Consider the following 25,902-nt stretch of genomic DNA (forward strand, 5'->3'; position numbering starts at 1 on the left):
GAGCGGTCGCTGGGCTGAAGAGCGCAGCGGCGCAGGACGAATTTCCCGGCGCAGGGCGCAGGGCAGCGAGGATCGGGGGCCCTTGGGCGGGATTCGTCAGATGGGTCCGCGGAAGGCTCTGTGGTGGACAGTGTCTGCGGACCGGGAAACGCTGATGGCGGCTAAAGCCGCATGGTCACCACGCGTGCGGGGCGTTGACCCAGATTGCTACGCAGACCTCTTCGTAGCTGTTTTTGTACCAGTGGGGAGTGTCCGAGGAGAACGTGATGGAATCGCCTTCCTCAAGCGAATAGCACACGCCGTCCAGGAAGATGTCCTTCCGGCCGGAGAGGATGATGCCGAACTCCTCGCCGCTGTGCCGGAAGGGCGTGGCGCTCGTGTCGTGGCCTGGCGGGCTCACGATCCACTGCGCCTCCAGCGCACCATTCAGGTCCGGGGTCAGCAACTCGTACACTGCCTCGCCCACTGACTTCTTGGTGACGCCCTTAAGATTGCGCCGGTCGGCCTTGCGGACCACGGGCGATCTGGTTTCTTCCTGGCCGATGAAAAATTTCCCCACCGGGATGTCCAGGCCATGGGCCAGCTGAGCGAGCGTGGTGAAGGACGGGTTGGCCAATCCGCGTTCAATCTGGCTGACAATCGCCGGGCTGAGGCCGGTGATCTCCGACAGCTTAGCCAGGGTCATGCCTTTTTCCTTGCGCATGTTCCGGACCTTGTTGCCGACGGTGGCAAGAAGCACGCTGGTGCCGTTAGGGGAACTCCCTGCAAGGCTCTCGGTGACCATGGTTCAACTTTCTGTCGATGACCTGACTTACATCACTATAGTGAAAACTTTTAGAGAATCAATGGTCTGGGTGAAAACTTTTCAATCCGGAACATTGCCGGCGGGCTGCAGATCCCGTTTCCGGAAAGCATTGACTCTGTAAAGATCTTCAATATAGTTATGTGAGTCGCATCACTGGAGTGAGCGACGCAATGCGGGCAACAGGCATGTATACCTTCTGGCGGGAGGTCCATGGCCCCGGTCTGCATTCCAGCGCTACGAAGAGGCATGCGTAGCTATCTGTGCTAACTCACCTCCCATGTGGTGAGCCGGTCCGCTCTGCCGGACCAAGCCGAACGATAGTTTCGATCGCCGGCCCCCATCAGGGTGTCCGCCGGTGATCCGTACCCTCGTGCACCCCGAAGGTGCAGGGGAAGGAAAGAATCATGACTGACACTGTCGTCAAGACTGGCGCCGCGAGTGACCGGAAGCCGCGGCTCTCTCCCGAAGTCCGCCGCGGACTGCTGGCCCTCGGGCTCGGGAACACGTTGGAGTGGTACGACTGGATGGTCTTTGGCCTCCTGTCGGCCTTCATCGGACCGAAGTTCTTCCCGTCACAGGACCCCGTCACAGCAACACTGAGTGCACTCGCCGTTTTCGCCGTCGGCTTCGCGTTCCGTCCCCTGGGCGGCATTCTGCTCGGCACCCTGGCCGACAAGCTCGGACGCCGGAAGGTAATGCTCTGGTCCATCATGATGATGGCAGTCACCACCCTGGTCATTGCCCTGTGCCCCACCTATGACCAGATCGGTGCCGCCGCAGGCGTCATCCTGCTCGTCTGCCGGATCATCCAGGGTATGTCCACCGGCATTGAAGCACCCCTTTCCACCGCCCACGCCGTCGAACTGGTCCCCGAAGGACGCGAAGGCTTCGTTGCCGGCGTCATCTCCTTCTTCGTCAACGCCGGCATTCTTCTCGCCTCGCTGGTCAGCTACCTGTCCTCGCTGATGCTCGGCGGCACAGTGATGGCTGACTGGGGGTGGCGGATACCTTTTATCGTCGGTGCAGCCTTCGGATTCGTTGTCGTCTACCTTCGCCGCACGCTGCCGGAGACCATGAAGCCCGAAGAGCTCGCGGACAATTCCACAAAGGCAGTATGGGGCGGGGTGCGCAAGCACTGGCTCAGCGTCCTGGCAATCACCTTCGTCGTCGGAGCAGCCCAGGCCTACAACTACGCGTGGAACACCGGACTGCCCACCGCAGCCCGTTCCAGCTTCAAGGAGGACGCCACGGCCGTCTTCGCACTGACCACCGCCCTCGGCGTCGTGCTCGTCGTCGGCAGCCTGCTCATCGGCAGGTTCGCGGACGGCAGGTCCATCTCCAAGTGGTTCCTGATCACCCGTGCACTCTCCATTCCTTCGGTCTTCCTGATGCTGATGTATGTCCGCCCCGGCATCGGCGGCTTCGCGGCAGTCCTGCTAGGTGGCTCAGTGGTCCTGGTCCTGAACATGACCCTCTACAACGTCGTCACCAGCTCGCTCATGCCGAAGTCCTGCCGGGGCGCCGGAACAGCCCTGGGATACGGCATAGGCGTGGCCCTTTTCGGAGGCACCGCTTCCTACCTTCTGGTCTGGCTGCAGTCACTGAATGCCGCCTGGATCTTCCCGGTGTACGTCGCCGTCCTTTCGCTGCTCAGCATTGTCTTCTACTTGCTCGCCAAGCAGAAGAACGGCATCTTCATCGGACGGTAGGCAAAGAGGTGATTTCCTTTGAACTCAGCGACAGCGACATGGAGCTGTACGAAGCAGCGAGGCAGCTCTTGCTGACGGCCCATCACACGGACAACCACCGGGTAGCCGCCGCTATGCGTGGTGAGTCAGGGGCGGTCTACCTCGGACTTCACATTGGCTCAAAACGTATCAACGTGTGCGCCGAGTCCAGTGCCCTGGCGAATGCCCGGATGGCACAGGAGCCGGCCATCCAGTCCATGGTTGCCGTGAGCATGGACGAAAGCGGCCAACCGCAGGTCACAAACCCTTGCGGCGTATGCCGGGAACTGCTCCGCGCCTACGGGGCAGGCTCAACGGTCCTGGTGGATGCCGCGGGGACAGTGGGAAGGGTTGGCATCGAGGATCTCCTGCCGTACCCGTGGATGCGGGCCACCGAAACGGAGTGGACAACCCAACCTCCCGGGGCCGCCGGACGCATCCTCTAGCTGTTGGGCATCGGGTTCTGATCGCCCGGGCTGGAAATCGACCGATAAAGCTGCGGCGCTGGGTCCCCAAAGTGGGGCCCAGCGCCGGGCTTAAGGGATGGGTGCTGCTTCGGGAGATCAAGGTGTTCGACAATCATGCAGGGCTCAGGAAATCTGCAGTCCTCCGTTGATGTCATAGGTGGCAGCAGTGATGAAGCCTGCGTCCTCGCCCAGCAGGAACACCATCAGCGCGGCAATATCCCGCACGGTGCCCACCCGGCCCACCAGGATGTCCGCCGCCATGGCCGCCTTGCGCTCCTCCGTCAGCGTCCCGCCCATGATGTCCGTGTCCACGGGGCCGGGAGCCACGCAGTTAACAGTGATGCCATGTTGTCCCATTTCCCGGGCCAAAGCCCTGGTGAACCCGATGATGGCGGCCTTCGAGGCGCTGTAAGCCACTTTGGAGTAGGTGCCGCCGCCGCGCTGGGCGGAGATGGACGAGACACTCACGATCCTGCCGAGCTTCCGCTCGATCATGCCCCGGAGCACGCGCTGGGTGACCAGGAACGTGCCGGTCATATTGATCTTGAACACCCGCTCCCACGCCTCAAGGGTCTCGTCCATGAACTCCGTGGGCGAGCTGATGCCGGCAAGGTTGGCCAGTCCCACGATCGGCGGCAGTGCAGATTCGACCTCGTCTATGGCGGCATTGACCGTTGCCTGGTCGGAGACGTCCGCGCCAACCCCGATCGCCTTGACGCCGTAAATGCCGGTTATTTCCTCCGCGGCTTTCCGTGCCGCGTCGCCGTCGATGTCCAAAATAGCCACCGCCCAGCCTTGGCTGGCGAGCATTTCCGCCGTTGCCCGGCCTATGCCGCGTGGCGACGCGGCACCGGTCAGGACCGCGGATCGCTCAGCTAGGAACCTTTCTTGAGGACTCATGTCTATCTGCCTCTCGTCGATGGGGTTATCAGTTCTTGATGTCGAACTCGTCGGCAGCCACGGCTTCCTCACCGACCGTGGCCCGCGTACCGGGCTTCACATGTCCCTCCGGGCGCTTGCGCGCGTAGAGGTAGGTAGCGACGGCCGTGATGCCGAGGCAGGCTGACAGGAACACGAGGCCCGAACGGTTGTCTCCCGTGGCGTCGTTGAACAGCCCGACGGCGTAGGGGGCCACGAAGCCGCCGAGGTTGCCGAGCGAGTTCACCATGGCCAGCCCCGCCGCCGCAGCGGCCCCCACCAACGCCGTGGAGGGCATGGCAAGGAACGGTGCGATGGCGGAATAGATCCCCATGGCCGCCAGCGTCAAGGCCATCAATGCAAGGATCGCGTTGACCTGTACCAGGAAGCCCGCCGCGAGCAGGCCGACGGCGGCCATCACCATGCTGATGCTTGCATGCAAAACGCGGTTGCCGGTACGGTCCGAGCGGCGGCCCCAGAAGTATACGAACACAGCTGCAATCGTGTACGGAATGGCCACAATGAAGCCGACCTGCGTGGTGGTGAACTTGCCCAGGGCAGCGACGATCGTCGGCATCCACAGGCCGAGGCCGTAGATGCCGCACACCAGCCCGAAGTACAGGGCCGAGTATGCGATGGTCCGCGGGTCCTTGAGACCTGCGAGGAAGTGGTGGGGCTGGCCCTTCTGCTTGTGGGCGAGCTCCTCGTCCATCGTTCTTGTCAGCCATTCCCGCTCGTCGTCCGCCAGAAAGTGCGCGTGGCTGGGGCGGTCGGTCATCAGGAACGGGGTCAGTATGCCGAGGAGGATGGCCGGGATGCCTTCAATGATGTAGAGCCACTGCCAGCCTTGCAGACCCATAATGCCGTCCATCTGCAGCAGCAGGCCCGAGACCGGGGCTCCGAGGGCATTGGAGATGGGCTGGGCGAGGATAAAGATGCCCAGCACGGTGACGCGCTGAGCAGCAGGGAACCACAGGGTCAGGTAGAACAGGATTGCCGGGAAGAACCCCGCCTCAGCTGCGCCCAGCAGGAACCGGATGATGTAGAAGGTTGTCTCGCCATTCACCAGCGCCATGGCCGTGGCAAAAATGCCCCACGAGATGAGGATGCGGGCGATCCATTTGCGGGCGCCGAACTTGTACATGCCGCCGTTGCTCGGGATTTCCAGCAGGGCGTAGCCGAGGAAAAAGATGCCGGCGCCGAGGCCATAGGCCGACGCACTCAAGCCGATGTCCTCGCTCATGGTCAGCTTTGCGAAGCCGACATTGTTCCGGTCCAGATAAGCGATGAAGTAGAGCAGGACGATCAGGGGCATAAGGCGGTTGCGGACTTTGCGCAGTGTCCGCTTGCCCAGCTCGTCAAGTTGGTTAGCAGGATTCATTGACGTCATCGTGCACCTCGCTGTGAGTAACGAGCCCGCCGGGTTCCGCAGCGGAACAGTTCAGGTCTACCACTCAGAAGCACAATAGTCACCATGCTTTAGCCGCTTCGGGCAGGTTCAGTTGTCCGTCATTCTCCGCTCAATCGGCTTCGTAGGAGTGGATGGCATCCACCTTGGCTGCGGAGGAGGAGTTCTCATCGAAGCGGTGGCTGAGCCATTCGCGCACCAGCTTCTTGGCCAGTTCCAGGCCTATGACGCGCTGCCCCATGGTAAGGATCTGGGCGTTGTTACTCAGGACGGAACGCTCCACGGAGTAGCTGTCGTGCGCGGTGACGGCCCGGATGCCGGGGACCTTGTTTGCCGCGATCGCCACACCCAGGCCGGTGCCGCAGATCAGGAGTGCCCGGTCGGCTTCGCCTTCGGCCACCTTCCGGGCGGCGTTGACGGCAAGGTGCGGGTAGGCAGTGGAGTCGTCTGCGCCCACCCCAATGTCCACCACGGAGGCGACGCGTTCATCGGCCTCAAGCAGTGCCTTCAGCGCGTTTTTGTATTCGACGCCGGCCTCATCGTTGCCGATGACAATGCGCCAACCTTCGGATTTAGTCATTTAGGTATTCCCCTTCCTTGCCAGTTGGCCCCGTCCCGGCCTTAAGCGCGAACCCAGCGGGATTATCGTAGATCTGCGTCATGGTTCCTCATTCAACGTGTTGAAATCTCAGGAGCCAGCCAGCCGCCGGGGCGGACAGTCCTGGGACACTCAAAAACCTATAGGGACCGTTCCCGCTTTGGAAGGGCACATCGGTTGGGCGGACACCAAGCAGCAGGCGATCCGGATGTCCCTTAGGCCGGGGCCGGTCCCGTCGTGCGGGGCGATGAATTTGATGACGGCTGAATCGCCGCCGGCGGCCGTGAGTCCGTCAGCCCTCGAGTGTTATCAGTTTCCAGGGCAGGCGGGCGGGGACCTCGGGCGAAACGTCCGTTGCCGAGGTCGCCCGTTGCAGGTCCTTGTCGAGAAGCAGCGTGCCGGTAGCGATCCTGGCGTTGTTGGACGCGATGACCCGCCCATTGGGGCCCAGCAGGACCACCGCCGGGTCACGGAGCTGCAGCGCCCTGAGGAAGACGCCTTCGAGGTTTGCCAGCGTGAGGTCGCACCCCAACACATGGATTCCCTGCGCTGTCGGGGCGGGCACGCACAGAGTGATGATGCTGACGTTGATACCGCCGAAGTCCACGTACGGCCCTACTGCCACGGGCAGGCCGGTGGAGGAGGGGAGTTTGAACCATTCGCGGGTGGTGTAGTCGTAGTAGTTCAGCGATTCGGGGTTGAGGTCGTGGGTGACGAACTTTGCCGCACCCTTGGGCTGGGCCCTCCACCATTCCAGCCAGTGCGGCGCCTCGGGGAGGCTCCCCGGGGCGTAAGCAATGCCCGCTCCGATGATGAGGTCCGAGTGGAGCTTGATGAAATTGGCCAGCTCCTGCTTCAGGAACATGAACTCGCTGCGGCGGGGGAGGCCCGGGGCCGCAGCTGCGGCGGCCGTTACTGCGCGTCCGATGTCTTCAAGGTCAGCGAAGACACCGCTGATGCTCGAAGAAATGGCGCCCGCGGTCCGCTCCAGGGCTTCCTTCAAGGGGTCCACTTCATGCACCTTCGTCAGGTCGCATCGACAGACTCAGATGCTGTTCGATCAAGAATTCCATCGCGCTACGGCTGTGGTGCTCCGCAGCCCGTGCAGCAGCATCTGCGTCCCGGGCCCTGATCGCATCAACAATGGCCAGATGCTGGTCCACCAAGGAGTCTTTGCTGCCCGAGGGGGCGGGGACGCCCCACCACAGCGTCATGAGCTCGGCCTCCAGCTGGAGCGCAGCGGAGGTCAGCCTGCTCGACTGCGCGGCAATGCTGACGGCCACGTGGAACCTGCTGTCCATGCGGCGCCTTGCCCGGTCGTCAACAGTGTCCCTGTGGTGCTTCACCAGCTCCTGCAGATGCTCAACGTTCTGAGGATCCGCGCGGCTGGCGGCCAGCCGGGCAGACATTGAAGCGATAGCGGCCCCGAAGTCACCCAGATCCCGGAGGGCTTCGGTACTGGTTTCCTTGAGTTTGTTCTGCAGCTGCGTGTCCGTGAGTTCGATCTGGCGTCGGATAACGCTCCCGCCGCTGCGGCCGCGGCTTGTTTCAATGAGGCCCTTCGTCCGGAGGGCTGCGAGGGACTGCCGAAGGGTGATTGGGGAGATGCCAAGTTCCGAGGCCAGCACGGATTCGGTCGGCAGCCTGTCGCCCTCACTCAGAATGCCCATCAGGATGGCAGTTTCTATCTGGTACGACACCTGCTCGGCGCGGCCAAGCCCTTCAGGTTCGCTCCCGCGCAGCAGCAACAGCAGGTCGAGGGCGCGGGTGGACAGGGCCACGCTCATCTTGAGCCCTCCGTCCGCTGAAGCCTGGGGTCGGGCAGCCGCCCGATTTGCCTATTACCTTGAATCTTTACATATTTGGGGTCATTTAGTCACGGTTTACCCGGGTCAGACGGTGCCGTGTTGTCTCGGTTGACAGACCGGGCGCCCAAGCACCGCTAAAACATACATCCCTAAACTATTGCTTTATTTGTCATTGCTGTGATGTACTTCATATATCCCCACAGGGGGAGCGGATGTGACAGTTTTCAGCCGATCCTGGAGAGCCCGTCCGAAGCTGTGAGCGCCAAGATTTTTGTCCTAATGCCGCGGGCGGCCCGCCCGGTACCGCAGCGGCAGTTGCCTTGTTCCTCTAATAACCGCACCTGATTTTCCCAGCGTTTAGTGGAGTGGCCGGAGACGAGCAGGCCCGGCCAGGCCTTCAACGGGTCGGCCGGTAATGGCCCCTTCTCCCGCATCTGACCATCAACAAATCTCACCCTCAGGAGATACCCATGAACTTTCGCCCTACCCGTATGACGCGCGGAACCCTCACGGCGGGCATTCTTGCCACGGTCCTGTTTGGCGCCTCCGCATGTGGACCTTCCCTGGACCAGGCAAAATCCGGTACCGACACCACCAGTGCGGACGCCGCGCTGGCTGGAATGGTGCCGGCCTCGATCAAGGAGAAGGGGACCATGACGGTCGCCGCAGCGGTCTACGCACCGGCTGTCATGGAACCTGTCGGCGGCGGCGAAGTGACCGGCTGGGACATCGAACTCACCCGTAAGGCAGCTGCCCTGCTTGGACTGAAGGTCGAGTTCAAGATCATTCCCTTCGATGGCGTCATCCCCGGCCTGCAGGCTGGCCGCTTCGATGCGGCCACGGGAGAGATCAATGTGACGGAGGAGCGGACCAAGGTAGTCACGTTCGTCACCAACCACGTCTCCAAGGACGAATTCATCGTCAAGGCTGATTCGGCAAAGACGAGCTTCGACAAGCCGGGCGATGTCTGCGGGCTGAAGATCGGGGCCTCCCTGGGATCGTCCGAGGCGGCAACCGCCCAGGCCATGGCTGACGCATGCACGGCTTCCGGCGGCGCCCCCACCACGGTGGAGACCTTCCAGACCCAGGCCCAGGTCAACCTTGCGCTCAGCCAGGACCGCCTCGACGCGTGCCTGGCCAGCGGCAGCCAGGCTGCCTACACCGTGGACAACACCAAGGGCCAGTTCAAGCTGGCCAAACTCGGGTTCGGCCCGGAGATCAAGACCGGCCTCGCCCTGGCCAACAATGCCGATACAGCGAAGCTTGCCAAGGCCTTCCAGGCCGCCACCGACAAGCTCATCAAGGACGGGGAACTTTCCAAGGTACTGGACAAGCTCAACGGCGGTCTTGGTGCGGTGGACAAGTCCGAAATCATCCCGAATCCGGGCAGCTGACTCGCAGATGGCGTCCTACAAGAAGGAAGGTAACAGTTGCCATGGAAAGCGCTAAAACCACGCATTCGCAACATTCTGAGGCCACAGGGGGCGCCTCATCTGCTCTGACCCGCGATCAACAGACGCTGGCGAAGGAGACAGTCCCGCTCCGGCACCACGGCCGGACGGTCGCCGCTGTCCTGCTGTTGCTGATCGTGGCCAACCTTGTCCACTCGATGGTGACCAACGGGAACTTCCAGTGGGCCACCGTGTGGCATTACCTGTTCTACCCGGAGATCATGGCGGGGCTGGGTCGCACCCTGATCCTGACAGTTGTCAGCATGACCCTCGCGATCGTGTTGGGGATCCTCCTGGCTGCCTGCCGGTTGTCGGAGAACAAGGTTCTTCAGGGTGTTGCCGGCGCTTACCTCTGGTTCTTCCGGGGAACGCCACTGCTGATCCAGCTCATCTTCCTGTACAACCTTTCCGCCCTCTACCCGCGGCTCGGCCTTGGCGTCCCGTTCGGTGGTCCGGAACTGGTGGGCGGTCCCACTAACTCCGTGCTGACTCTCTGGACCGTGGCCCTGGTGGGGCTCGCCTTGCACGAATCGGCGTACATGGCCGAGATCGTGCGCGGAGGGCTGCTTTCGGTGCCTAAGCACCAGACCGAGGCAGCGGCTGCCTTGGGCATGAACAACCTCCTGGCCTTCCGGCGCATCATCCTTCCCCAGGCGTTGCGGGTGATTGTGCCGCCCACAGGCAACCAGGTCATCGGCATGCTCAAATACAGCTCGCTGGTCAGCGTCATCGCGCTGCCTGATTTGCTCTACTCCGCCCAGATGATCTACACCCAGACCTTTGAGACCATCCCGCTTCTGATCGTCGTCTCATTCTGGTACCTGCTGTGCACGAGCATCCTGACGATCTTCCAGCAACGCATCGAGCGCTACTACGGACGCGGGGTCGCGGGGCATGGCACCACTGAGAAGCGCGGTGGATTCCTGGGACTGGGCATGCCGCGTAAGCGCGTCAGGACAACCTTGTCATCATCAACCACTGCAGAGGAGGGCTAGCCATGACTACCACCCCCGGCGCTGAATCCCTGAGGGATAAGTCCGAGCCCATCGTTAAGATCGTCGAATTGCGCAAGAGCTTCGGCGACCTGGAAGTGCTCAAGTCCGTCAACCTGGACGTTTACCCTGGTCAGGTCGTGGTCATCCTGGGCCGTTCCGGCTCGGGTAAATCGACCATGCTGCGATGCATCAACCACCTCGAGAAGCCCTCAAGCGGAGCGGTCATGGTCAACGGTGAGGTGGTGGGCTACCGGGTCAAAGGCGAAAAGCTTCACGAGCTGCGGCCCAACGAGATCGCACGCCAGCGGGCGGCTACGGGCATGGTCTTCCAATCCTTCAACCTGTTTCCGCACCTGACGGTTTTGGAGAACCTCCTGGAGGCGCCGTGCCGGGTCCTTGGCAGGTCTGCCAGCCAGGTCCGTGAAGAGGCCATGAAGCTGCTCACCAGCGTGGGCCTGGCAGAGAAGGCAGATTTCTATCCCAGCACCCTCTCCGGAGGTCAGCAGCAGCGTGTCGCCATCGCGCGCGCTCTGGTCATGAAGCCGTCGGTGATGCTGTTCGACGAACCCACGTCCGCCCTCGACCCTGAACTCGTGGGCGAAGTTCTGGAAGTCATGAAGGAACTGGCACGAAGCGGCATGACCATGATCGTCGTAACCCACGAAATCGGGTTCGCACGCGGGGTGGCTGACGAGGTCGTCTTTATGTCCGGGGGGCGTGTCGCCGAGCAGGGTCCGCCGTCGCAAGTGATTGACAACCCTCAGGCCGAAGCAACCAAGACCTTCCTTCGGAGCCTCAACGAACGCCGGGACACTCCTGCAGCCTGATTATCCTGACCCTGCCAACGGCGTGCTTTCCATGTATGGAGGATCTGAATGCGTTTCAGCAAGGTTTTCAACGTCGTGGGGTGCCACGTTGGCGGCGAGGTCTGCAATGTCGTCGTGGGTGGCGTCGGAGACGTCCCCGGCAGCACCATGTTTGAGAAGCGCCGCTACCTCGAGCACGAGCGCGACGACATAAGGCAGCTTCTGCTGAAGGAGCCGCGCGGGTCGATGATCCGGTCGGTCAACGTGGTACTTCCTTCCGCCGAGCCGGCCGCAGTCATGGGCTTCGTCATCATGGAGTCCGAGGAATATCCCGTCATGTCCGGCGGCAACACGATAGCTGTTGCCACAGTCCTCCTGGAGACGGGCATGGTTCCCATGCAGGAACCGACTACAGAGCTCACCCTGGAATCCCCGGCCGGCCTCATCCGTCTGCGCTGTGAATGCCGGGACGGGAAGGTGCTCAGCGTCCGCTTCACCAACCAGCCGGCCTTCGTCTACCAACTGGACGCCCGGGTCGAAGTGCCCGGGACTGGAACCGTCACCTTGGATGTGGCGTGGGGCGGCATGGCCTACGCCATCATTGACGCAGGGAGCCTGGGGTTCAACCTGGTGCCGGACGAGGCCCGGGACCTGTGCCTCATGGGCCAGCTCATCAAAACGGCAGCCGCGGAGCAACTGGTCACGGTTCACCCGGAGAATCCTCAGTTCGCCGGGATCACCAACACCGAGTTCACCACACCGATAAAGCGCGAAGGAGACGCGATCTACTCCCGGAATGCCGTCGTCGTCTCTCCCGGGCGAATTGACAGGTGCGCGTGCGGGACGGGCACGTCCGCCCGCCTCGCCGTGATGCACGCCCGTGGACTCATCGTCCCCGGGGAAACGTTCGTTCACGAGTCGCTGATCGGCAGCCGATTCGAGAGCACCATCGAGTCATTGACCACAGTCGGCGGTTACGACGCAGTGGTACCGAGCGTTGCCGGCCAGGCGTGGATCACCGACATGTCCCAGGTCGGCCTCGACCCGACAGATCCATTTCCCACGGGGTATGTACTCTCCGATAGCTGGATGGGTGCCGCCAACCCCAAGATAAAGCTATTGCATTAATCCTACAATGATGTATCTTTAAATGTGAGCGACGGCACATCCTGAGGCTTAGTCGGCGAACGGCGCAGCCAGATCGATAAACCCGCCTCAAAAGGACCGATGTTCGTCCCACAATGACGGCCACCTGCGGTGCGTGGCGGACCCCTTATTCCCCCTAGAAGGAAAGTTCAAACACATGAAAGATGTAGTCATCGTTGGCGCTGGACTCGCCGGCCTTTCAGCCGGATGGCGGCTTCGCCACTGGGACACTCTCCTCCTGGAGTCGGGCGGGCGGGTTGGCGGCCGTATCCGCTCCGAGCGAAGGGGTGCGTACTGGCTCAACTGGGGCGGCCACGTCTTTGCAGGGGCCGGCTCCTCCACCGATGCCCTGCTCAATGAGGTGGGAGTGACGGCCGTCCAGATCCCCGGGTCCCTCCAGGCGTTGTCCATGAACGGCAAGTTCATACGTGAGGGACATATTGCCACATACCCGTTCCGCATTCCGATGTCGCTGACATCGCGCATCGATACGCTGCGGGCCGGCTTGAAGGTGGTCAGCGGGGTCGCCAAGTACACCGGCGTCGTGCGCAAGCGATCGGGGGAGTCCGGCGCGATGCGCCAGCAGCGCATCTATGACTTCGAGAACAACACCTCGTTCCTGGATTTCATTGGAGACCTTTCCGAGGACGCGGCCGCACTGTTCAAGACCACCGTCACACGTTCGGCCGGTGACATGGACGAAATCTCTGCCGGCGCGGGAATCGGATATTTCAGCCTGGTTCTGGGTATTGGCCAGGGCCTCAGCCAGGGAATCGTCGGCGGTCCGTCCACCCTGACAGAATCGATCGCGGTCTCGCTTGGTGACCGCATCCAGCTCGGCGCCACCGTGCAGGAGGTCATGCACAAGAAGAACTCCGTCGTCGTCCGGTACAACCAGGCCGGTGTCGACCACGAAGTTGAGGCCCGCGCGGTTGTCCTCGCGACCACTGCCGATGTGTCACACAAGATTGGCGTGGACCTTCCGGATGAGCTGCGCGGAGCGCTGAGCCAGATCAAATACGGCCCACACGTCAGCACGGCCTTCCTGACCAACGAGACGGCGGCACGGCCCTGGGATGACATCTATGCCATCGCCGCCCCCAAGCGCTCGTTCGCAATCGCCCTGAACCAGGCGAGCATCGTCCGCGGTTCCGAGTCCGTGCGGAAGCCGGGAGGCAGCTTCATGACGTTCTCGCCAGCGGGCCTGGGGCGCGCGCTGCTGGAGAAGAGCGATGAGGAAGTCGTGCAGACCCACCTCGCCGATCTCGACCAGGTCCTGGGCCACGGATTCGCCGACAGCGTGGTCGAGGCCAAGACGGACCGGTGGAAGAACGCCTCCCCTTACTGCTTCCCCGGCCGGGCAAAGCTACAGTCGACGCTCATGCGGGGCACGGACCGGGTGTTCCTGGCCGGAGACTTCCTTGGGACCCTCTACACCGAAAGTTCAATCACCACCGGGTTCTCGGCCGCCCAGGAGGCTGCCAGCCTGCTGGCCACGGAGCGTCAAAGCGTTCGGGCCCCGGCAACCTTGCGCCTGGCCACAGGCACCTGATAATCGCTTGAACCACCGTCATCCAGAACCGCCTAAAGACGTACTGAAGAAGAGGAATATCCATGTCCAACAACCTCCGCGGTGTCCTCACCGCACTCGCCACTCCCTTCAACGAGGATGAGACCATCGACGTAGAGACGCTGCGTCGAATTGTCGACCGCTCCATCGACGCCGGCGTCGACGGTGTGGTGGCAGCGGGCTCGACCGGTGAAGTTGGGGCCCTGTCCTCGGAAGAGCGAATGCTCCTGATCGAAACGGTCATCAAGCAGGCAAACGGCCGGGTCCCGGTCATCGCCAACACCGGAGCCACATCCACGGCTGAAGCTGTCCGCCTTTCGCAGGCTGCCGAGAAGTCGGGCGCGGATGTCCTCATGCTGATCACGCCGTACTACGAGCCGCTGACCCTGGAGGAGACGGTCACGTACATCAAGGACGTTGCCAGGTCCGTCACCATCCCGGTCATGCTGTACAACATCCCGGCCGTCACCGGGGTCAACCTGGATCCGGCCACCGTCCGGGCGTTGGCTGAAGAGGTGGAGAACATCCGCTACATCAAAGACTCCAGCGCCAATTGGGAACAGGCGCTGCAGCTGATCCACCACCATAGCGACGTCATCGGTACCTTCATTGGCTGGGACGTATACCTTTACAGCGCCCTTGTCGAAGGCGCGGCGGGTGTGATGGCAGGCACGGCCAACGTCGTTCCCAACGAAATCGTCGCCGTCAGCCGGCGCATCGCCGAAGGTGACCTGTCCGGCGGCCTGGACCTGTGGAAAAAGGTCTACCCGGTCATCGACGCGCTTCTCTCCGTGCCGTTCATTCCGGCTGTGAAGACCGGCCTCGGGTTGCAGGGACTCCAGGCAGGCTCACCACGGCGCCCAACGGCGGAGCTCAACGCTGAGGACCGCAAGCGTGTTGAACAGGCACTGTCCACCCTTTACCAGACGATCGGATAAGGCATGGGCACCGATTTCGCGGAGGTCCTGTCCGGCGTTTCCGACGCCATCTGGGCGCCCATGGCCTACGTTGTGCTTGGGCTCGGCATCGCCTACTCGGTGGCCATGAAGGGCGTCCAGTTCCGAAGAATTCCGGACATGCTGCGGCAACTGAAGGAAGAAAATGACAGCGAAGGGGGCCTGTCGTCGTCCCAGGCGCTGGTCCTCGCCCTGGCTTGCCGCGTGGGTGTCGGAAGCATCGCAGGCGTAGCCACTGCCGTCGGCGCCGGTGGACCCGGTGCACTCGTATGGATGGCTATCACCGGCCTGGTTGGCTGCACCGTGGGCTATGCCGAAGCCACCCTGTCCCAGGCTTTCAAACGCCAGGTCCAGGACGAGGACCGCCGTGACGCCAACGAGGACATCGGTGGCATGCCGTACTACATCAAGTACGGCCTGAAGCTGCCAAAAGTTGGTGCACTTGTTGCCGTCCTGGGCCTTGTCGGCTACGGCTTCGTTTTCCCCGGCTTCCAGGTGAGCACCATCGCCGCTACCACTGAGCGTGCGTTCGACCTGCCCAAGTGGGTCCCTGCCGTTGTGGTCACCGTCCTGATCGCCATGGTGATCTTTGGCGGTACCAGGCGCGTCGTGAAGGTCACCCAGACCCTCGTCCCGATCCTCGCCGTCGGCTATCTTGTGCTGGCACTGGCAGTCATCTTCGTCAACCTGGGCAGCGTTCCCGACGCCGTCGTCATGATTTTCCAGTCCGCTGTGGGCGTGCACCCGATCCTGGGAGGCATCGCCGGTGCCGCAGTCGCATGGGGCGTACGCCGGGCAGTCTTCGCATCGTCCAACGGCCTGGGTGAAGCCACTTTCGCGGCCGCTGCAGCCCGCACGTCCCACCCGGGCAAGCAGGGCCTGGTCCAGACCTTCAGCATCTACATCGACGTCCTGCTGATCTGCATGGCCACCGGCCTCATGATGGTGGTCTCCGGCAAGTACAACGTCGCGGACGGCTCCGGCGGCTACCTCGTCAACAACCTTCCGGGCGTACCGGTCGGGGCAGGCTGGGTCCAGGAATCCATTGACACGCTGCTTCCGGGCTGGGGGGCCGGTTTCGTGGCCATCGCCGTGCTGCTCTTCGGATTCACCTGCCTCCTGGCCTACTTCTACGTTGCCAACTCCAACCTGCTGTACCTGCTGGACGGAAAAACAGGGCACGGCTGGAAGATGGTTCTCAAGGTCGGCACCATGGCCATTGTGTTCTTCGGCTCCGTGGTGAACGCCCAACTGATCTGGGCGGCAGGCGACATCGGGCTCGGCCTGATCGCCTGGGTGAACCTGATCTGCCTTGCCTTCCTGTTCCCACTCGTGCGGAAGATCTACCGCGACTACGAGCGCCAGCGGAAGCTGGGGCTGGACCCGATCTTCGATCCGCAAGCCCTTGGCATAGAAGGGGCAGAGTTCTGGGAACACAAAATCGAAAAAGCAACCGCTGCCGTGGCCTCCACAGTTCGCTAGAGACAGGACGAAATAAACCATGACCACCACAGAAACAGTGCCCACCGTCCGCAGGGCGGAGACCACCCCAACACCTTCCCTCCCTCCTTTCGGGCAATTCATCGGTGGGGCATTCGTCGCCTCCACGACAGGTGCGACTGTCGATGTGGAGAATCCGGCGACCCAGGAGGTCCTCATGCAGGTTCCGGCCGGTTCGGTAGAGGACGTGGATGCCGCGGTCGCAGCTGCCGTGGCCGCCAAGGCGGACTGGGCGGCGAAGACTCCCAAGGACCGTTCCGCGATTCTCCTCCGCATTGCCGACATCATCGAGGCCAACCGGGAAGTTCTTGAGACCCTTGAGGCCGCCAACACGGGCAAGCCGGCTGCCGTGGCTGAGGACGATATCTCCAGCGCGATCGACACGTTCAGGTTTTCCGCAGGCGCTGCGCGGGCCTTCACCGCACCCGGTGCGGGCGACTATGCAGAGAACCACACATCGGTGATTCTCCGCGAGCCCGTTGGCGTGGTCGGCGTGATCACGCCGTGGAACTACCCGCTGTTGATGGCGGCTTGGAAGATTGCCCCCGTCCTGGCTGCCGGAAACACCATGGTGCTCAAGCCCTCCGAGCAGACGCCGCTGTCCACCCTCAAGCTGGCTGAGCTCATCGCCTCTGAGGTGCCCGCCGGTGTCCTGAACATCGTCACCGGCCCGGGGCAAGTCGTGGGAAACAGGATCTCCGAGCACCCGGATATCGACCTCGTTGCCATCACCGGAAGCGTGGGGAGCGGCCAGAAAGTCGCCGCCAGCGCAGCCGGAACCGTCAAGCGTGTGCACCTGGAACTGGGCGGGAAAGCACCCGTTGTCATTTTCGAAGACGCCGATCTGCAAGCCGCCGCCGAGGGCGTGCGTTCGGCAGGATTCTGGAACGGAGGGCAGGAATGCGGCTCGGCGTGCCGTGTCCTGGTCCATGAATCGGTCGCAGACAGGTTCACTGAACTGCTCGTCCGCGAAGTCAGCCAGATCACCGTGGGCGCTCCAGGTGCGGGGGACGACGTCGAAATGGGCTCCATGATCTCCGGCGCGCACTATAAGCGGGTCCTGGCAGCCCTTGAGGACGCCCGCGCGGAGGGCCTGACCATCGCCGTGGGCGGTAACGCGCTCGAGGGACCCGGCTACTTCATCGAGCCCACCGTCGTCACCGGTGTACCCGCTGGCGCGCCGATCACCAGCACCGAGATCTTCGGCCCCGTGGTGTCGGTGGAGACGTTCCGCACCGATGAGGAAGCCATTACTCGTGCCAATGAAACCCCATACGGGCTCGCAGCGTCGGTGTGGACCACCAACGCTGCCCGGTCGCTCTCGGCGCCCCGCCGGCTTGACTTCGGCACGGTCTGGGTCAACTCACACCTCGTCATTGCCAACGAAATGCCGTGGGGCGGCTTCAAGGGCTCCGGCTACGGCCGGGACCTGTCCACCTACGCACTGGAGGACTTCTCGCGCACCAAGCACGTCATGTACAACCACGGCTGAGCAGTTCTTCCGGCTGATGTCGATGGTGCCCTCCGAATGTCCGGGGCACCATCGGCATGTAGACCGAGTAGCGAAAAACATCTCGTGCCATGGACCTGAGGCGCATCAGGTTCTTGCTCACGCTCCAGGCCGCAACCCTCCAACCGATGCAGCCAGGATCTACACCTGAGAGGACGCCATGGAACTGATCTGGGAGTTTGCAGGATGGACTGGCGCGGTTGCGATACTCAGCGCCTACCTGTCTGTCTCCATGGGTTGGTTGAAAGCCGGCAGAGGCTTTCAAACGGCAAACCTTCTCGGCGCTTGCGCCTTCATTATCAATGGTGCCTTCCACGAAGCATGGCCCTCCGTGGCAACCAATATCGCGTGGTTCGTCATCTCCGTCTTTGCGCTCCTGCGCATGCGATCCGCGGGCCGGCGGGTGGTGGTTGAAGCAGACCCGCACGTTCAATTCCCAGGCGTCCCCGAGACGACCGGCGAGTTCGAGATTGTTGAGGTTTTCACTGGTTTTGATCAGAATAACCCTGATGACCAATGCCCACCTCAGGCATCCCGCCGGGAATAGCGTGTCCGTCACCACAGGGCCCGTTGCTCGCCCTCAATGACTTTCTTACCCGAACGCACGACGGCGGTACTCGCTGTTGATCTGGAGGTCCGGTCCGGTCCGGTCCGGAGCCGCAACGCCGCCGTGGCTCCGGCGGGAACCGTGCACTCCAGCTGGATTCACTGAGGGGTCCCGCCCCAGGTGAGGGCGGCGTAACCGTTGGCCAGCGGGCGCTTACAGCCGCATCCTCGTGCCCAGCGAGGCCGCCCGAGCGGGCTGCCCATCAATGTAACGATTCAAAAATGGGGTTGACCTGCCTTCCAAAGGGGTCTAGATTTTCGAGAAACCGGTTACTCGCTACAAGGGGCACCATGAGCACCGTGACCGGTCACGTACTTATGGCTGATGTCTTGAATATCGGCAACGAGAGGCTGCTGGAAGGGTGATCAAACTCCTCCGGCCGAACCGCGTAAGCCGCGAACAGCTGCCCCATCCGTCCGCGCGGTGAGATCGACCGCCGCAAAAACCCCGAAGAAGTGGAAAAGGAACAAAATGTTCACCAGAAAACTTAGCCTGGCTGCCGCCGTCGTGACCGCCACGGCCCTGACCCTGACTGCCTGCAGCGGCGCGGGCGATACCCAGTCAGCGGAACTGTCCACCATTAAAGTCATGGCCCCGTTTCTTGAGGCACAGCCACCGTCAGCCGATGGCGCTGTTCAGAAAAAGCTTGAGGAGCTTACCGGCAAGGACGTCGAGATCACCTGGGCACCGAACGCCTCGTATGAGGACAAGACCAACATCACCCTTGCCTCCTCGGAGATTCCGCACGTTATGGTCATGCAGGGCAAGACGCCCGGGTTTGTGAAGAACGCCCAGGCGGGCGCGTTCTGGGACCTGACCGGCAAGCTGGCCGATTACCCCAATCTGAAGACCGTCTTCCCCGAGGTGCAGAAGAGCGCCAGCATCAACGGCAAGGTGTTCGGCGTGTTCCGCGCCCGTGGACCCATGCGCGCGCTCGTTATGTTCCGTCAGGACTGGCTGGACAAGCTGGGCTTGGAAGCCCCCAAAACCACCGAGGACCTGTACAAGGTTGCGAAGGCCTTCACGGAACAGGACCCGGACGGCAACGGTCAGGACGATACTTGGGGCATCACCATTCCCAAGTGGGGCGGCGGGCTGGGCACGCACAGCCCCTACGACATCATCGAGGAGTGGTTCGGGGCCGGGAACCGGTGGACCGAACGGGACGGGAAGCTAGTCCCCAGTTTCGAGACCGAGGAATTCCTTGAGGCCGAGCGTTTCATCAGGAAAATGGTTGATGAGAAGCTCATCAACCAGGACTTCGCCACCTTCGACAGCACCAAATGGAACGAACCGTTCCTCAACGGCAAGGGGGGCATCATCGTCGACGTCGACACACGCGTGCACAGCCTTATCAGCCTCTTCAAGCAGGCCAACCCCAATGATTTCCAGAACAAAGTGGGCTTCGTCGGCAACCTCGAAGGCCCCGACGGCGAATTGCACGCCCATCCCACGGACGGCTACGGCGGTTTCCTGGCGATTCCCAAGGCCAGCGTCCGTACAGAGGCAGAGCTGAAGACAGTGTTGGAGTTCCTGGACAGGATGAACTCTAAAGAGACTGCGGTGCTCCTCAAAAACGGTATCGAGGGTGTGAACTTCACGCTGGTCGATGGCAAGGCATCGCCGATCAAACCTGAAACGCCTGAGGGCAAGGCAGTTGCCACCGATATCAAGACCTATGCGCAACTGGGCACCAGCGTCACCGGCAACAGGTTCTATCTGGCGAAGGAAGCCACCGAATACGAGCAGCAGACCGTTGACAAGCGCATCGAGGTTATGGATGCGGATCTGAAGAGCGCGGTCTACAACCCGGCTGCACCCTATGTCTCGGCCACCTACGTGTCCAAGGGCGCCCAGCTGGACAACATCGTGGCCGATGCGCGGATCAAGTACCTTGCCGGCCAGATCGATGAGCAGGGCCTGAAGGACGCCATCAAGCTGTGGAACACCAGCGGCGGCGACAAGATCAAGGACGAGATCAACAAGCTCTGGCAGGACAGCAAGTAGGGGTGACGGCGTTCACTCAGCGTTTCGGCTGTCCGCCCGAAACCACCTAAGCAGAAAATGAAGGAATTCAGAATTATGAAATTTCAGGAGAGCGGCAGATGAGGGCCTGCTTCCGGTCCTCAGTCAAGCCGGAGATGATCGATGAATACCGACGGCGCCACGACGCGGTGTGGCCAGAGATGCTCCGTGCGCTCAAGGATGCCGGGTGGAATAACTACTCGCTGTTTCTGGGCGAGGACGGGCTCCTGGTGGGCTACGTGGAATGCGACGATTTCGACGCCGTCCGGGCGCGGATGGCCCTGACAAACATCAATGCCCATTGGCAAGCCGAAATGGCCCCGTTATTCGATGTCACTGACCAAGCGCCTGACAACGGGTTCGGTGTCCTCGAAGAAGTCTTCAACCTTGACGCACAGCTGGTGGCAGCGGAATCCGCCGCCTGCTGAACCACTTCGGCTCCAGCAGAGGAGCCTCAAACACCACTACGAAAACGGCCGCCATCCGGCCGAATATCGAGCTTTTCGAAAGGGACCCCTCATGGTCAACACAGCCGAATCGAGTTCTGCTACCGCTGCCCGCGCGTCCAGCCCGCTGCAGACAGGAGGCGGAGGCAAGGCGCGCATTGCCCTCATCGGTACCGGCGGGCGCTCCGAGATGTACATCCGTGCCATCCTCGGCAAGCACTCGGACACCGCTGAGCTCGTGGCCTTCTCCGACGTCAACCCCGGCCGGGTGGAGTTCTACCAAAAGCTCATCCAGGAACTCGGTGCGCCGGGCCCGGTCGCTTCCTTTGACCCGGCGGAGCTCACGGCGTTCATCCGGGCCAACAACATCAACCGCGTCGTGGTGACCACGCCGGACTACACCCACGCGGACTACATCGTGGAGGCACTGGAGGCGGGCGCCGACGTCGTCGTCGAAAAGCCCCTGACCATCGACGCCGAGGGCTGCCGCCGCATCACCAAAGCCGTCGAGGAGACGGGCCGCAACGTGGTGGTCACCTTCAACTACCGGTACTCGCCGCGGAACAGCGCGCTGAAGGAAATCATCCAGAGCGGTGTGATCGGCAAGGTCACCTCCATCGATTTCAGCTGGGTCCTGGATACCGTCCACGGCGCCGATTACTTCCGCCGCTGGCACCGGGAGAAGAAGAACTCCGGCGGCCTGCTGATCCACAAGGCATCCCACCACTTCGACCTGGTCAACTGGTGGATCAACGATGTCCCGGAGCGCGTGTTCGCCTCCGGCGGCCTGAAGTTCTACGGCGACAAGAACGCCGCCGAACGCGGACTGGGTCCCCGGCCCGAGCGTGGAACGCCCGACGCCGGCGCCCCCGCCGCCGCCGAGAAGGATCCGTTCGCGCTGGACCTCCGTGAGGATGAGCGGCTTAAGGCGCTCTTCCTCGACAACGAGCACTACGACGGCTACCGCCGCGACCAGGACGTCTTCACCGGCGGGATCACCATCGAGGACAACCTGGCGCTCGTGGTGGAGTACCAGGGCGGCCCGCGGCTGAGCTATTCCCTGAACGCCCACAGCCCCTGGGAGGGCTACAGGGTGGCCGTCAACGGCACCGAAGGCCGGGCCGAACTCGAAGTCGTGGAGCGCGCCGCCGTCCTGAACAGCACGGACAAAAAGACCGTCGTGGACCCGAGTGCCACCCCCGTCGAGGAAGAGGACGCCGTCCGCCGCAACGGCGAACGGCTGGTGGTCCAGCGACACTGGGAAGCAGCCTATGAGGTGCCCATCGTCAACGGTGAAGGCGGCCACGGCGGCGGCGACGAACTCCTCCTCTCGGACCTCTTCAACGGCCCCGGCGAGGACCCGCTGGGCCGCCCGTCCGGCTACCTCGACGGCCTCCGCTCGGTGTCAGTGGGCATCGCCGGCAACCGCTCACTGGAGACCTCCCTCCCCGTCCGCATCGAAGACCTGGACCTCGGCGCCGACCTCCGCCGCCGCTAGCAGGCATTCACGGAGGCCGCTTGCCTGCTGGGCAGTCCTACCGGCAATCTCAATGAAGGTACGGAATCGGAGCGGCCTGAATTCAGATTTTGTCGGCAGGAGAAAGGCGGCCGACTATAGTTTGCTCATGTGCAATTTCTCGAAGCGCCGGCAGCGATGAGCGATTCTACGGTCGATTCCGTACAACCGCGCAGGGGCGGTCCGGTGCCTGGATCCGAGCGGAGCGTAGCCCAGTCGGGCCGGGTCACAATCAGAGACGTTGCCCGCGCGGCCGGTGTGTCGCGTCAGACGGTCACCCGCGCGATCAATGACATGTCGGAGATCAGCCAGGAAACACGGCAGCGCGTGTTGGAGACCGTTGAGGAACTGGGGTATCGCCCGAACCGCTTCGCAATCGATCTTTCACGGCAAAGGACACACGCCGTCGGACTGATTGTGCGAACGTTCCTCAACCCGTACTACGCACAACTTGCCGATGCCTTCATCAGTGAGCTTCGTCGTCGTGACTGGCAAGTGGTTGTCAGTACAGCCGAACAGGGTGAGGCTGAAGCGGTTCGATCGATGGCATCGCAAGCCGACGCCATTATCGGCTACTTCGTTCGGCCTCAAGAGGAGTTTGCGGCCGCGGCAAGAGGCGTGCCCATCGTGCAACTCGAACAGCGGGCGACAATACCCGGCGTTCACTCAATTGAACTCGACTTTCGGACTGGAATTACCGACCTGGTCGCGGCGCTTCGAGCAAAAGGGGCTCAACGTTTCGCAATGATTGATGCCAGCAGCGCGGACTCGGGGTCCGCCGCCGTTGGGTCACCCCGTCGAGGATTTTTCGAGGAGGCAGTCGGAGCACCTTGCCCGGTGGTCACTGAACCTGAGACCATCGCCGGAGGCGTGAATGGCTTCAGGAGGCTGCTTGCCCAGGATCCGGAAATTGATACGGTCCTCGCGTTCAACGACCTCATGGCGATGGGAGCCGTCCAGGGCGCCCATACATTAGGCGTTGACGTGCCCGGCGCGGTGCGGATCGTCGGGATTGACGGAATTTCCCTAGGCGAAGCGATCAGTCCTACCCTCACGACGCTGTCCTTGGAGACCCACGCAGTGGCGGCTGAGGCGGCTTCCATTCTGGCGGAACTCTTCGCCAGCGAGCCCATGCCGTCCGCATCGATCACCCGTGCCGTCACCCCTGTGGTGCTGTGGCGGGAATCCGCCTGAGCCTGTAATTCACCTGACCATTGACATCGCCCCAAGGTCGCGCCTAGCATTACGTGACCGGTCACGGGAATATCGAACCGGTCCTGGATCGCTTTGGAAGTTCTGTCTGGGCGACTCGCATCCCCGTAAAAAACGACAGTAATTACCGCTGTCTGCGGGGAAACCAAAAATTCACAAAGTATTGGCAGTCGAGCGTCTTGAAGACACGACTTGAGCAAGGAGGCTCTTATGATCACCAGAAGGAATTTCCTCACCACCGCAGCCGTCGGGACCGCGTCCGTCGCGGCTCTGGCGGCCTGTGGAACAGGGGCCAGCACCACCAGCGGCGGAGCCACCGGCTCGGCCGAAAACCCGATCACCCTCAATTACACCTGGTGGGGCAATGATGACCGCGCCACCCGCACCCGGAAAGCCATTGAGCTCTTTGAGTCCAAGAACAAGGACATCAAGATTGCTGGGAACTTCACGGATTTCGGTGGGTATTGGCCAAAGCGTGCCACCGAGGCAGCCGGCGGCGGTTTGCCGGATGTGATGCAGTTCGATCTGTCCTACCTCCGTGATTATGGCCAGCGGAACCAGCTCCTGGACCTGGGCACCGTGAAGATCAACACTGATGCCTTCGAGAAGTCCCTGCTGCCCTCCGGACAGATCAAGGGCAAGACCTACGGCATCCCCACCAGCACCAACGTTTTTGCTGTGTATTACGATCCGGCCAAACTTGCTTCGCTGGGCATCGCCGAGCCGGATGGCAGCTGGACCTATGCCGAATACAACGAGTTCCTGTCCGAGGTCGGTGCCAAGGGTAACGGCGCACTCTTCGGCGGCACGGACTACACCGGCGTGTGGTGGATGTTCAACGTCTGGCTGCGCCAGAACAACATCGCAGCCTTCACCGAGGACGGCAAGCTCGGCTTCAGCAAGGACGATCTGAAGAAGTGGTGGAACACCACGGCAAGCCTGCGCGGCACCCCGGCCCTAATCTCCGAGGAGCGCGCCACCCAGCTCGCCCCGAAGTCGCCGTTCGGCTCCAACGTGACCGCCACGGAGGTCACCTGGGATAACTTCATGGCCGGATACCTTGCCGACAGCGGCGCGAAGGAACTCAAGCTCGTTCCCGTACCCTCGGATGCCAAGGACAACCTGGGCCTGTTCTTCAAGCCCTCCATGATGATGTCCGCCAGCGCGAAGACCAAGAACAAGGAAGCTGCTGCCCGCTTTATCGACTTCATGGTCAACGATCCCGAGGTGGGCCAGATCTTCAAGACCTCCCGCGGTGTTCCGGCCTCCAAGACCCAGCGTGACGGCACCACCTTCGAAGGCACCGACAAACTGGTCGTCGACTACGAGAAGTCCATCGAGAAGTTCATCAAGGACGCCCCGGAGCCGCCCATCGTCGGTTTCGGCACGCTTGAAGCCTCCTTTAAGCGTGTGGCTTCGGACCTGAACTACAAAAAGGTGACCATCGACGGCGCTGTAGATGCGTGGTTCAAGGAAGCCGAAGACCTCATCAAGCAGAACGCCTGATTCCCTTCTGCTACTGATGGCAACTTCACAACTGACGGAATGAACTCGTGACTCAAAGCCCAACCCTGAGCAGGCGTTCGGCGACGCCGTCCGCTCCCGCTCCGCGCAAGTCAAAGCGGAGCGGGGCGGACGCCCGCGCCGGCTACACCTTCCTGCTGCCCTGGCTGCTGGGATTCATCGCCCTGACCGTAGGGCCGATGATTTCCTCGCTGTACCTGTCCTTCACCAACTACAACCTCTTCGAGCCTCCCAAGTGGATCGGGCTGGATAACTACACCACCCTGTTCCAGGACGAACGGTTCCTGCAGTCGGTCGGCGTGACCGTGTCCTACGTGGTCTTCGGCACCCCGCTCAAGCTCGCCGCCGCCCTCGCCGTGGCAATGCTGCTCAACAGCAAGCGCAAGGGCCAGGGCTTCTACCGGTCCGCGTTCTACGCCCCGTCCCTGATCGGCGCGTCCGTCTCCATCGCGATCGTCTGGAAGGCCATGTTCGGCGACGCCGGCCCGGTGGACCAGGGACTGTCCTTCTTCGGCATCAACCTCGGCGGCTGGGTGGGCAACCCCTCCCTGAGCATTCCCATGATGATCCTGCTGACCGTCTGGCAGTTCGGCGCCCCGATGGTGATCTTCCTCGCCGGCCTCAAGCAGATCCCCGCGGACCTGTACGAGGCGGCCTCGATGGACGGTGCCGGCCCGATCCGGAAGTTCCTGAACATCACCTGGCCCATGCTCTCCCCTGTGGTCTTCTTCAACCTGCTGATGGAAACCATCCACGCATTCCAGATCTTCAACTCCGCCTACATCATCTCCAACGGTGAAGGCGGCCCCGCAGGCTCCACCCTCTTCTACACCCTCTACCTGTACCTGCGCGGCTTCTCCGACTTCCGGATGGGCTACGCCTCGGCCATGGCCTGGCTCCTGCTGAT

General features: G+C 62.3%; 23 protein-coding genes. 17 read left to right on the forward strand and 6 right to left on the reverse strand.

The genetic code is table 11. The annotated features are described in order from the left end of the window. Window positions 1–175 precede the first annotated feature (175 nt). Entirely contained in the window at window positions 176–784 is a 609-nt protein-coding gene (locus ABIA70_RS11985; protein WP_354147779.1) for a helix-turn-helix domain-containing protein, read from the reverse strand. A gap of 425 nt (window positions 785–1,209) precedes the next feature. On the opposite strand from ABIA70_RS11985, the gene ABIA70_RS11990 reads away from it, so the two are divergent. After that, the gene (locus ABIA70_RS11990; protein WP_354147780.1) at window positions 1,210–2,514 is read left to right on the forward strand and encodes an MFS transporter; all 1,305 of its coding nucleotides are present in this window, start codon (window positions 1,210–1,212) and stop codon (window positions 2,512–2,514) included. Window positions 2,515–2,522: 8 nt separating this feature from the next. Further along, window positions 2,523–2,978: a cytidine/deoxycytidylate deaminase family protein gene (locus tag ABIA70_RS11995; protein WP_354147781.1), complete on the forward strand. Its 456-nt coding sequence runs from the start codon at window positions 2,523–2,525 to the stop codon at window positions 2,976–2,978. Between the two features lie 144 nt (window positions 2,979–3,122). Here ABIA70_RS11995 and ABIA70_RS12000 read toward each other — a convergent pair whose 3' ends face one another. From ABIA70_RS12000 to ABIA70_RS12020, 5 genes are all read right to left on the reverse strand, one after another. Beyond that, window positions 3,123–3,899: an SDR family NAD(P)-dependent oxidoreductase gene (locus tag ABIA70_RS12000; protein ID WP_354147782.1), complete on the reverse strand. Its 777-nt coding sequence runs from the start codon at window positions 3,897–3,899 to the stop codon at window positions 3,123–3,125. Between the two features lie 28 nt (window positions 3,900–3,927). Continuing rightward, a complete protein-coding gene (locus ABIA70_RS12005) occupies window positions 3,928–5,307 on the reverse strand; it encodes an MFS transporter (RefSeq protein ID WP_354147783.1) in 1,380 nt (459 codons plus the stop codon). A 130-nt stretch (window positions 5,308–5,437) separates the two neighbouring features. Further along, entirely contained in the window at window positions 5,438–5,905 is a 468-nt protein-coding gene (locus ABIA70_RS12010) for a ribose-5-phosphate isomerase (protein ID WP_354147784.1), read from the reverse strand. A gap of 310 nt (window positions 5,906–6,215) precedes the next feature. Then, window positions 6,216–6,935, reverse strand: coding sequence for a cache domain-containing protein (locus ABIA70_RS12015; RefSeq protein WP_354147785.1), 720 nt, complete (start codon window positions 6,933–6,935; stop codon window positions 6,216–6,218). A 1-nt stretch (window position 6,936) separates the two neighbouring features. After that, window positions 6,937–7,710, reverse strand: coding sequence for a FadR/GntR family transcriptional regulator (locus tag ABIA70_RS12020; RefSeq protein ID WP_354147786.1), 774 nt, complete (start codon window positions 7,708–7,710; stop codon window positions 6,937–6,939). 491 nt (window positions 7,711–8,201) lie between these two features. On the opposite strand from ABIA70_RS12020, the gene ABIA70_RS12025 reads away from it, so the two are divergent. The 15 genes from ABIA70_RS12025 to ABIA70_RS12095 all read left to right on the forward strand — a co-directional run. Further along, window positions 8,202–9,125, forward strand: coding sequence for a transporter substrate-binding domain-containing protein (locus ABIA70_RS12025; RefSeq protein ID WP_354147787.1), 924 nt, complete (start codon window positions 8,202–8,204; stop codon window positions 9,123–9,125). A 41-nt stretch (window positions 9,126–9,166) separates the two neighbouring features. After that, window positions 9,167–10,177, forward strand: a complete 1,011-nt coding sequence (locus ABIA70_RS12030) for an amino acid ABC transporter permease (protein WP_354147788.1) — start codon at window positions 9,167–9,169, stop codon at window positions 10,175–10,177. Between the two features lie 2 nt (window positions 10,178–10,179). Continuing rightward, window positions 10,180–11,004: an amino acid ABC transporter ATP-binding protein gene (locus tag ABIA70_RS12035; protein WP_354147789.1), complete on the forward strand. Its 825-nt coding sequence runs from the start codon at window positions 10,180–10,182 to the stop codon at window positions 11,002–11,004. 48 nt (window positions 11,005–11,052) lie between these two features. Beyond that, window positions 11,053–12,111: a proline racemase family protein gene (locus ABIA70_RS12040; protein ID WP_354147790.1), complete on the forward strand. Its 1,059-nt coding sequence runs from the start codon at window positions 11,053–11,055 to the stop codon at window positions 12,109–12,111. A 175-nt stretch (window positions 12,112–12,286) separates the two neighbouring features. Continuing rightward, window positions 12,287–13,681: a protoporphyrinogen/coproporphyrinogen oxidase gene (locus ABIA70_RS12045; RefSeq protein ID WP_354147791.1), complete on the forward strand. Its 1,395-nt coding sequence runs from the start codon at window positions 12,287–12,289 to the stop codon at window positions 13,679–13,681. A gap of 62 nt (window positions 13,682–13,743) precedes the next feature. Next, the gene (gene dapA, locus ABIA70_RS12050; RefSeq protein WP_354147792.1) at window positions 13,744–14,637 is read left to right on the forward strand and encodes a 4-hydroxy-tetrahydrodipicolinate synthase; all 894 of its coding nucleotides are present in this window, start codon (window positions 13,744–13,746) and stop codon (window positions 14,635–14,637) included. Window positions 14,638–14,640: 3 nt separating this feature from the next. Next, window positions 14,641–16,137 carry an alanine/glycine:cation symporter family protein gene (locus ABIA70_RS12055; protein WP_354147793.1) on the forward strand — a complete coding sequence of 499 codons (1,497 nt, stop codon included), beginning with the start codon at window positions 14,641–14,643 and terminating at the stop codon, window positions 16,135–16,137. Window positions 16,138–16,156: 19 nt separating this feature from the next. Next, complete coding sequence (locus tag ABIA70_RS12060; RefSeq protein ID WP_354147794.1) at window positions 16,157–17,647, forward strand: aldehyde dehydrogenase family protein; 1,491 nt, start codon at window positions 16,157–16,159, stop codon at window positions 17,645–17,647. A 178-nt stretch (window positions 17,648–17,825) separates the two neighbouring features. Next, on the forward strand, window positions 17,826–18,212 hold the full coding sequence (locus ABIA70_RS12065; protein WP_354147795.1) for a CBU_0592 family membrane protein: 387 nt from the start codon (window positions 17,826–17,828) through the stop codon (window positions 18,210–18,212). Between the two features lie 531 nt (window positions 18,213–18,743). Further along, entirely contained in the window at window positions 18,744–20,279 is a 1,536-nt protein-coding gene (locus ABIA70_RS12070; protein WP_354147796.1) for an extracellular solute-binding protein, read from the forward strand. Window positions 20,280–20,377: 98 nt separating this feature from the next. Beyond that, on the forward strand, window positions 20,378–20,725 hold the full coding sequence (locus ABIA70_RS12075; RefSeq protein ID WP_354147797.1) for an L-rhamnose mutarotase: 348 nt from the start codon (window positions 20,378–20,380) through the stop codon (window positions 20,723–20,725). A gap of 91 nt (window positions 20,726–20,816) precedes the next feature. Continuing rightward, window positions 20,817–22,241 (forward strand): Gfo/Idh/MocA family protein, encoded by a 1,425-nt coding sequence (locus ABIA70_RS12080; protein ID WP_354147798.1) that lies wholly within the window; start codon window positions 20,817–20,819, stop codon window positions 22,239–22,241. Between the two features lie 129 nt (window positions 22,242–22,370). Continuing rightward, a complete protein-coding gene (locus ABIA70_RS12085) occupies window positions 22,371–23,453 on the forward strand; it encodes a LacI family DNA-binding transcriptional regulator (RefSeq protein WP_354147799.1) in 1,083 nt (360 codons plus the stop codon). Between the two features lie 228 nt (window positions 23,454–23,681). Then, window positions 23,682–24,977, forward strand: a complete 1,296-nt coding sequence (locus ABIA70_RS12090) for an ABC transporter substrate-binding protein (protein ID WP_354147800.1) — start codon at window positions 23,682–23,684, stop codon at window positions 24,975–24,977. 47 nt (window positions 24,978–25,024) lie between these two features. Continuing rightward, a partial coding sequence (locus ABIA70_RS12095) for a carbohydrate ABC transporter permease (protein ID WP_354147801.1) occupies window positions 25,025–25,902 on the forward strand: 878 nt, incomplete at its 3' end.

Source organism: Arthrobacter sp. 754 (assembly GCF_040548695.1).
Classification (GTDB): Bacteria; Actinomycetota; Actinomycetes; order Actinomycetales; family Micrococcaceae; genus Arthrobacter.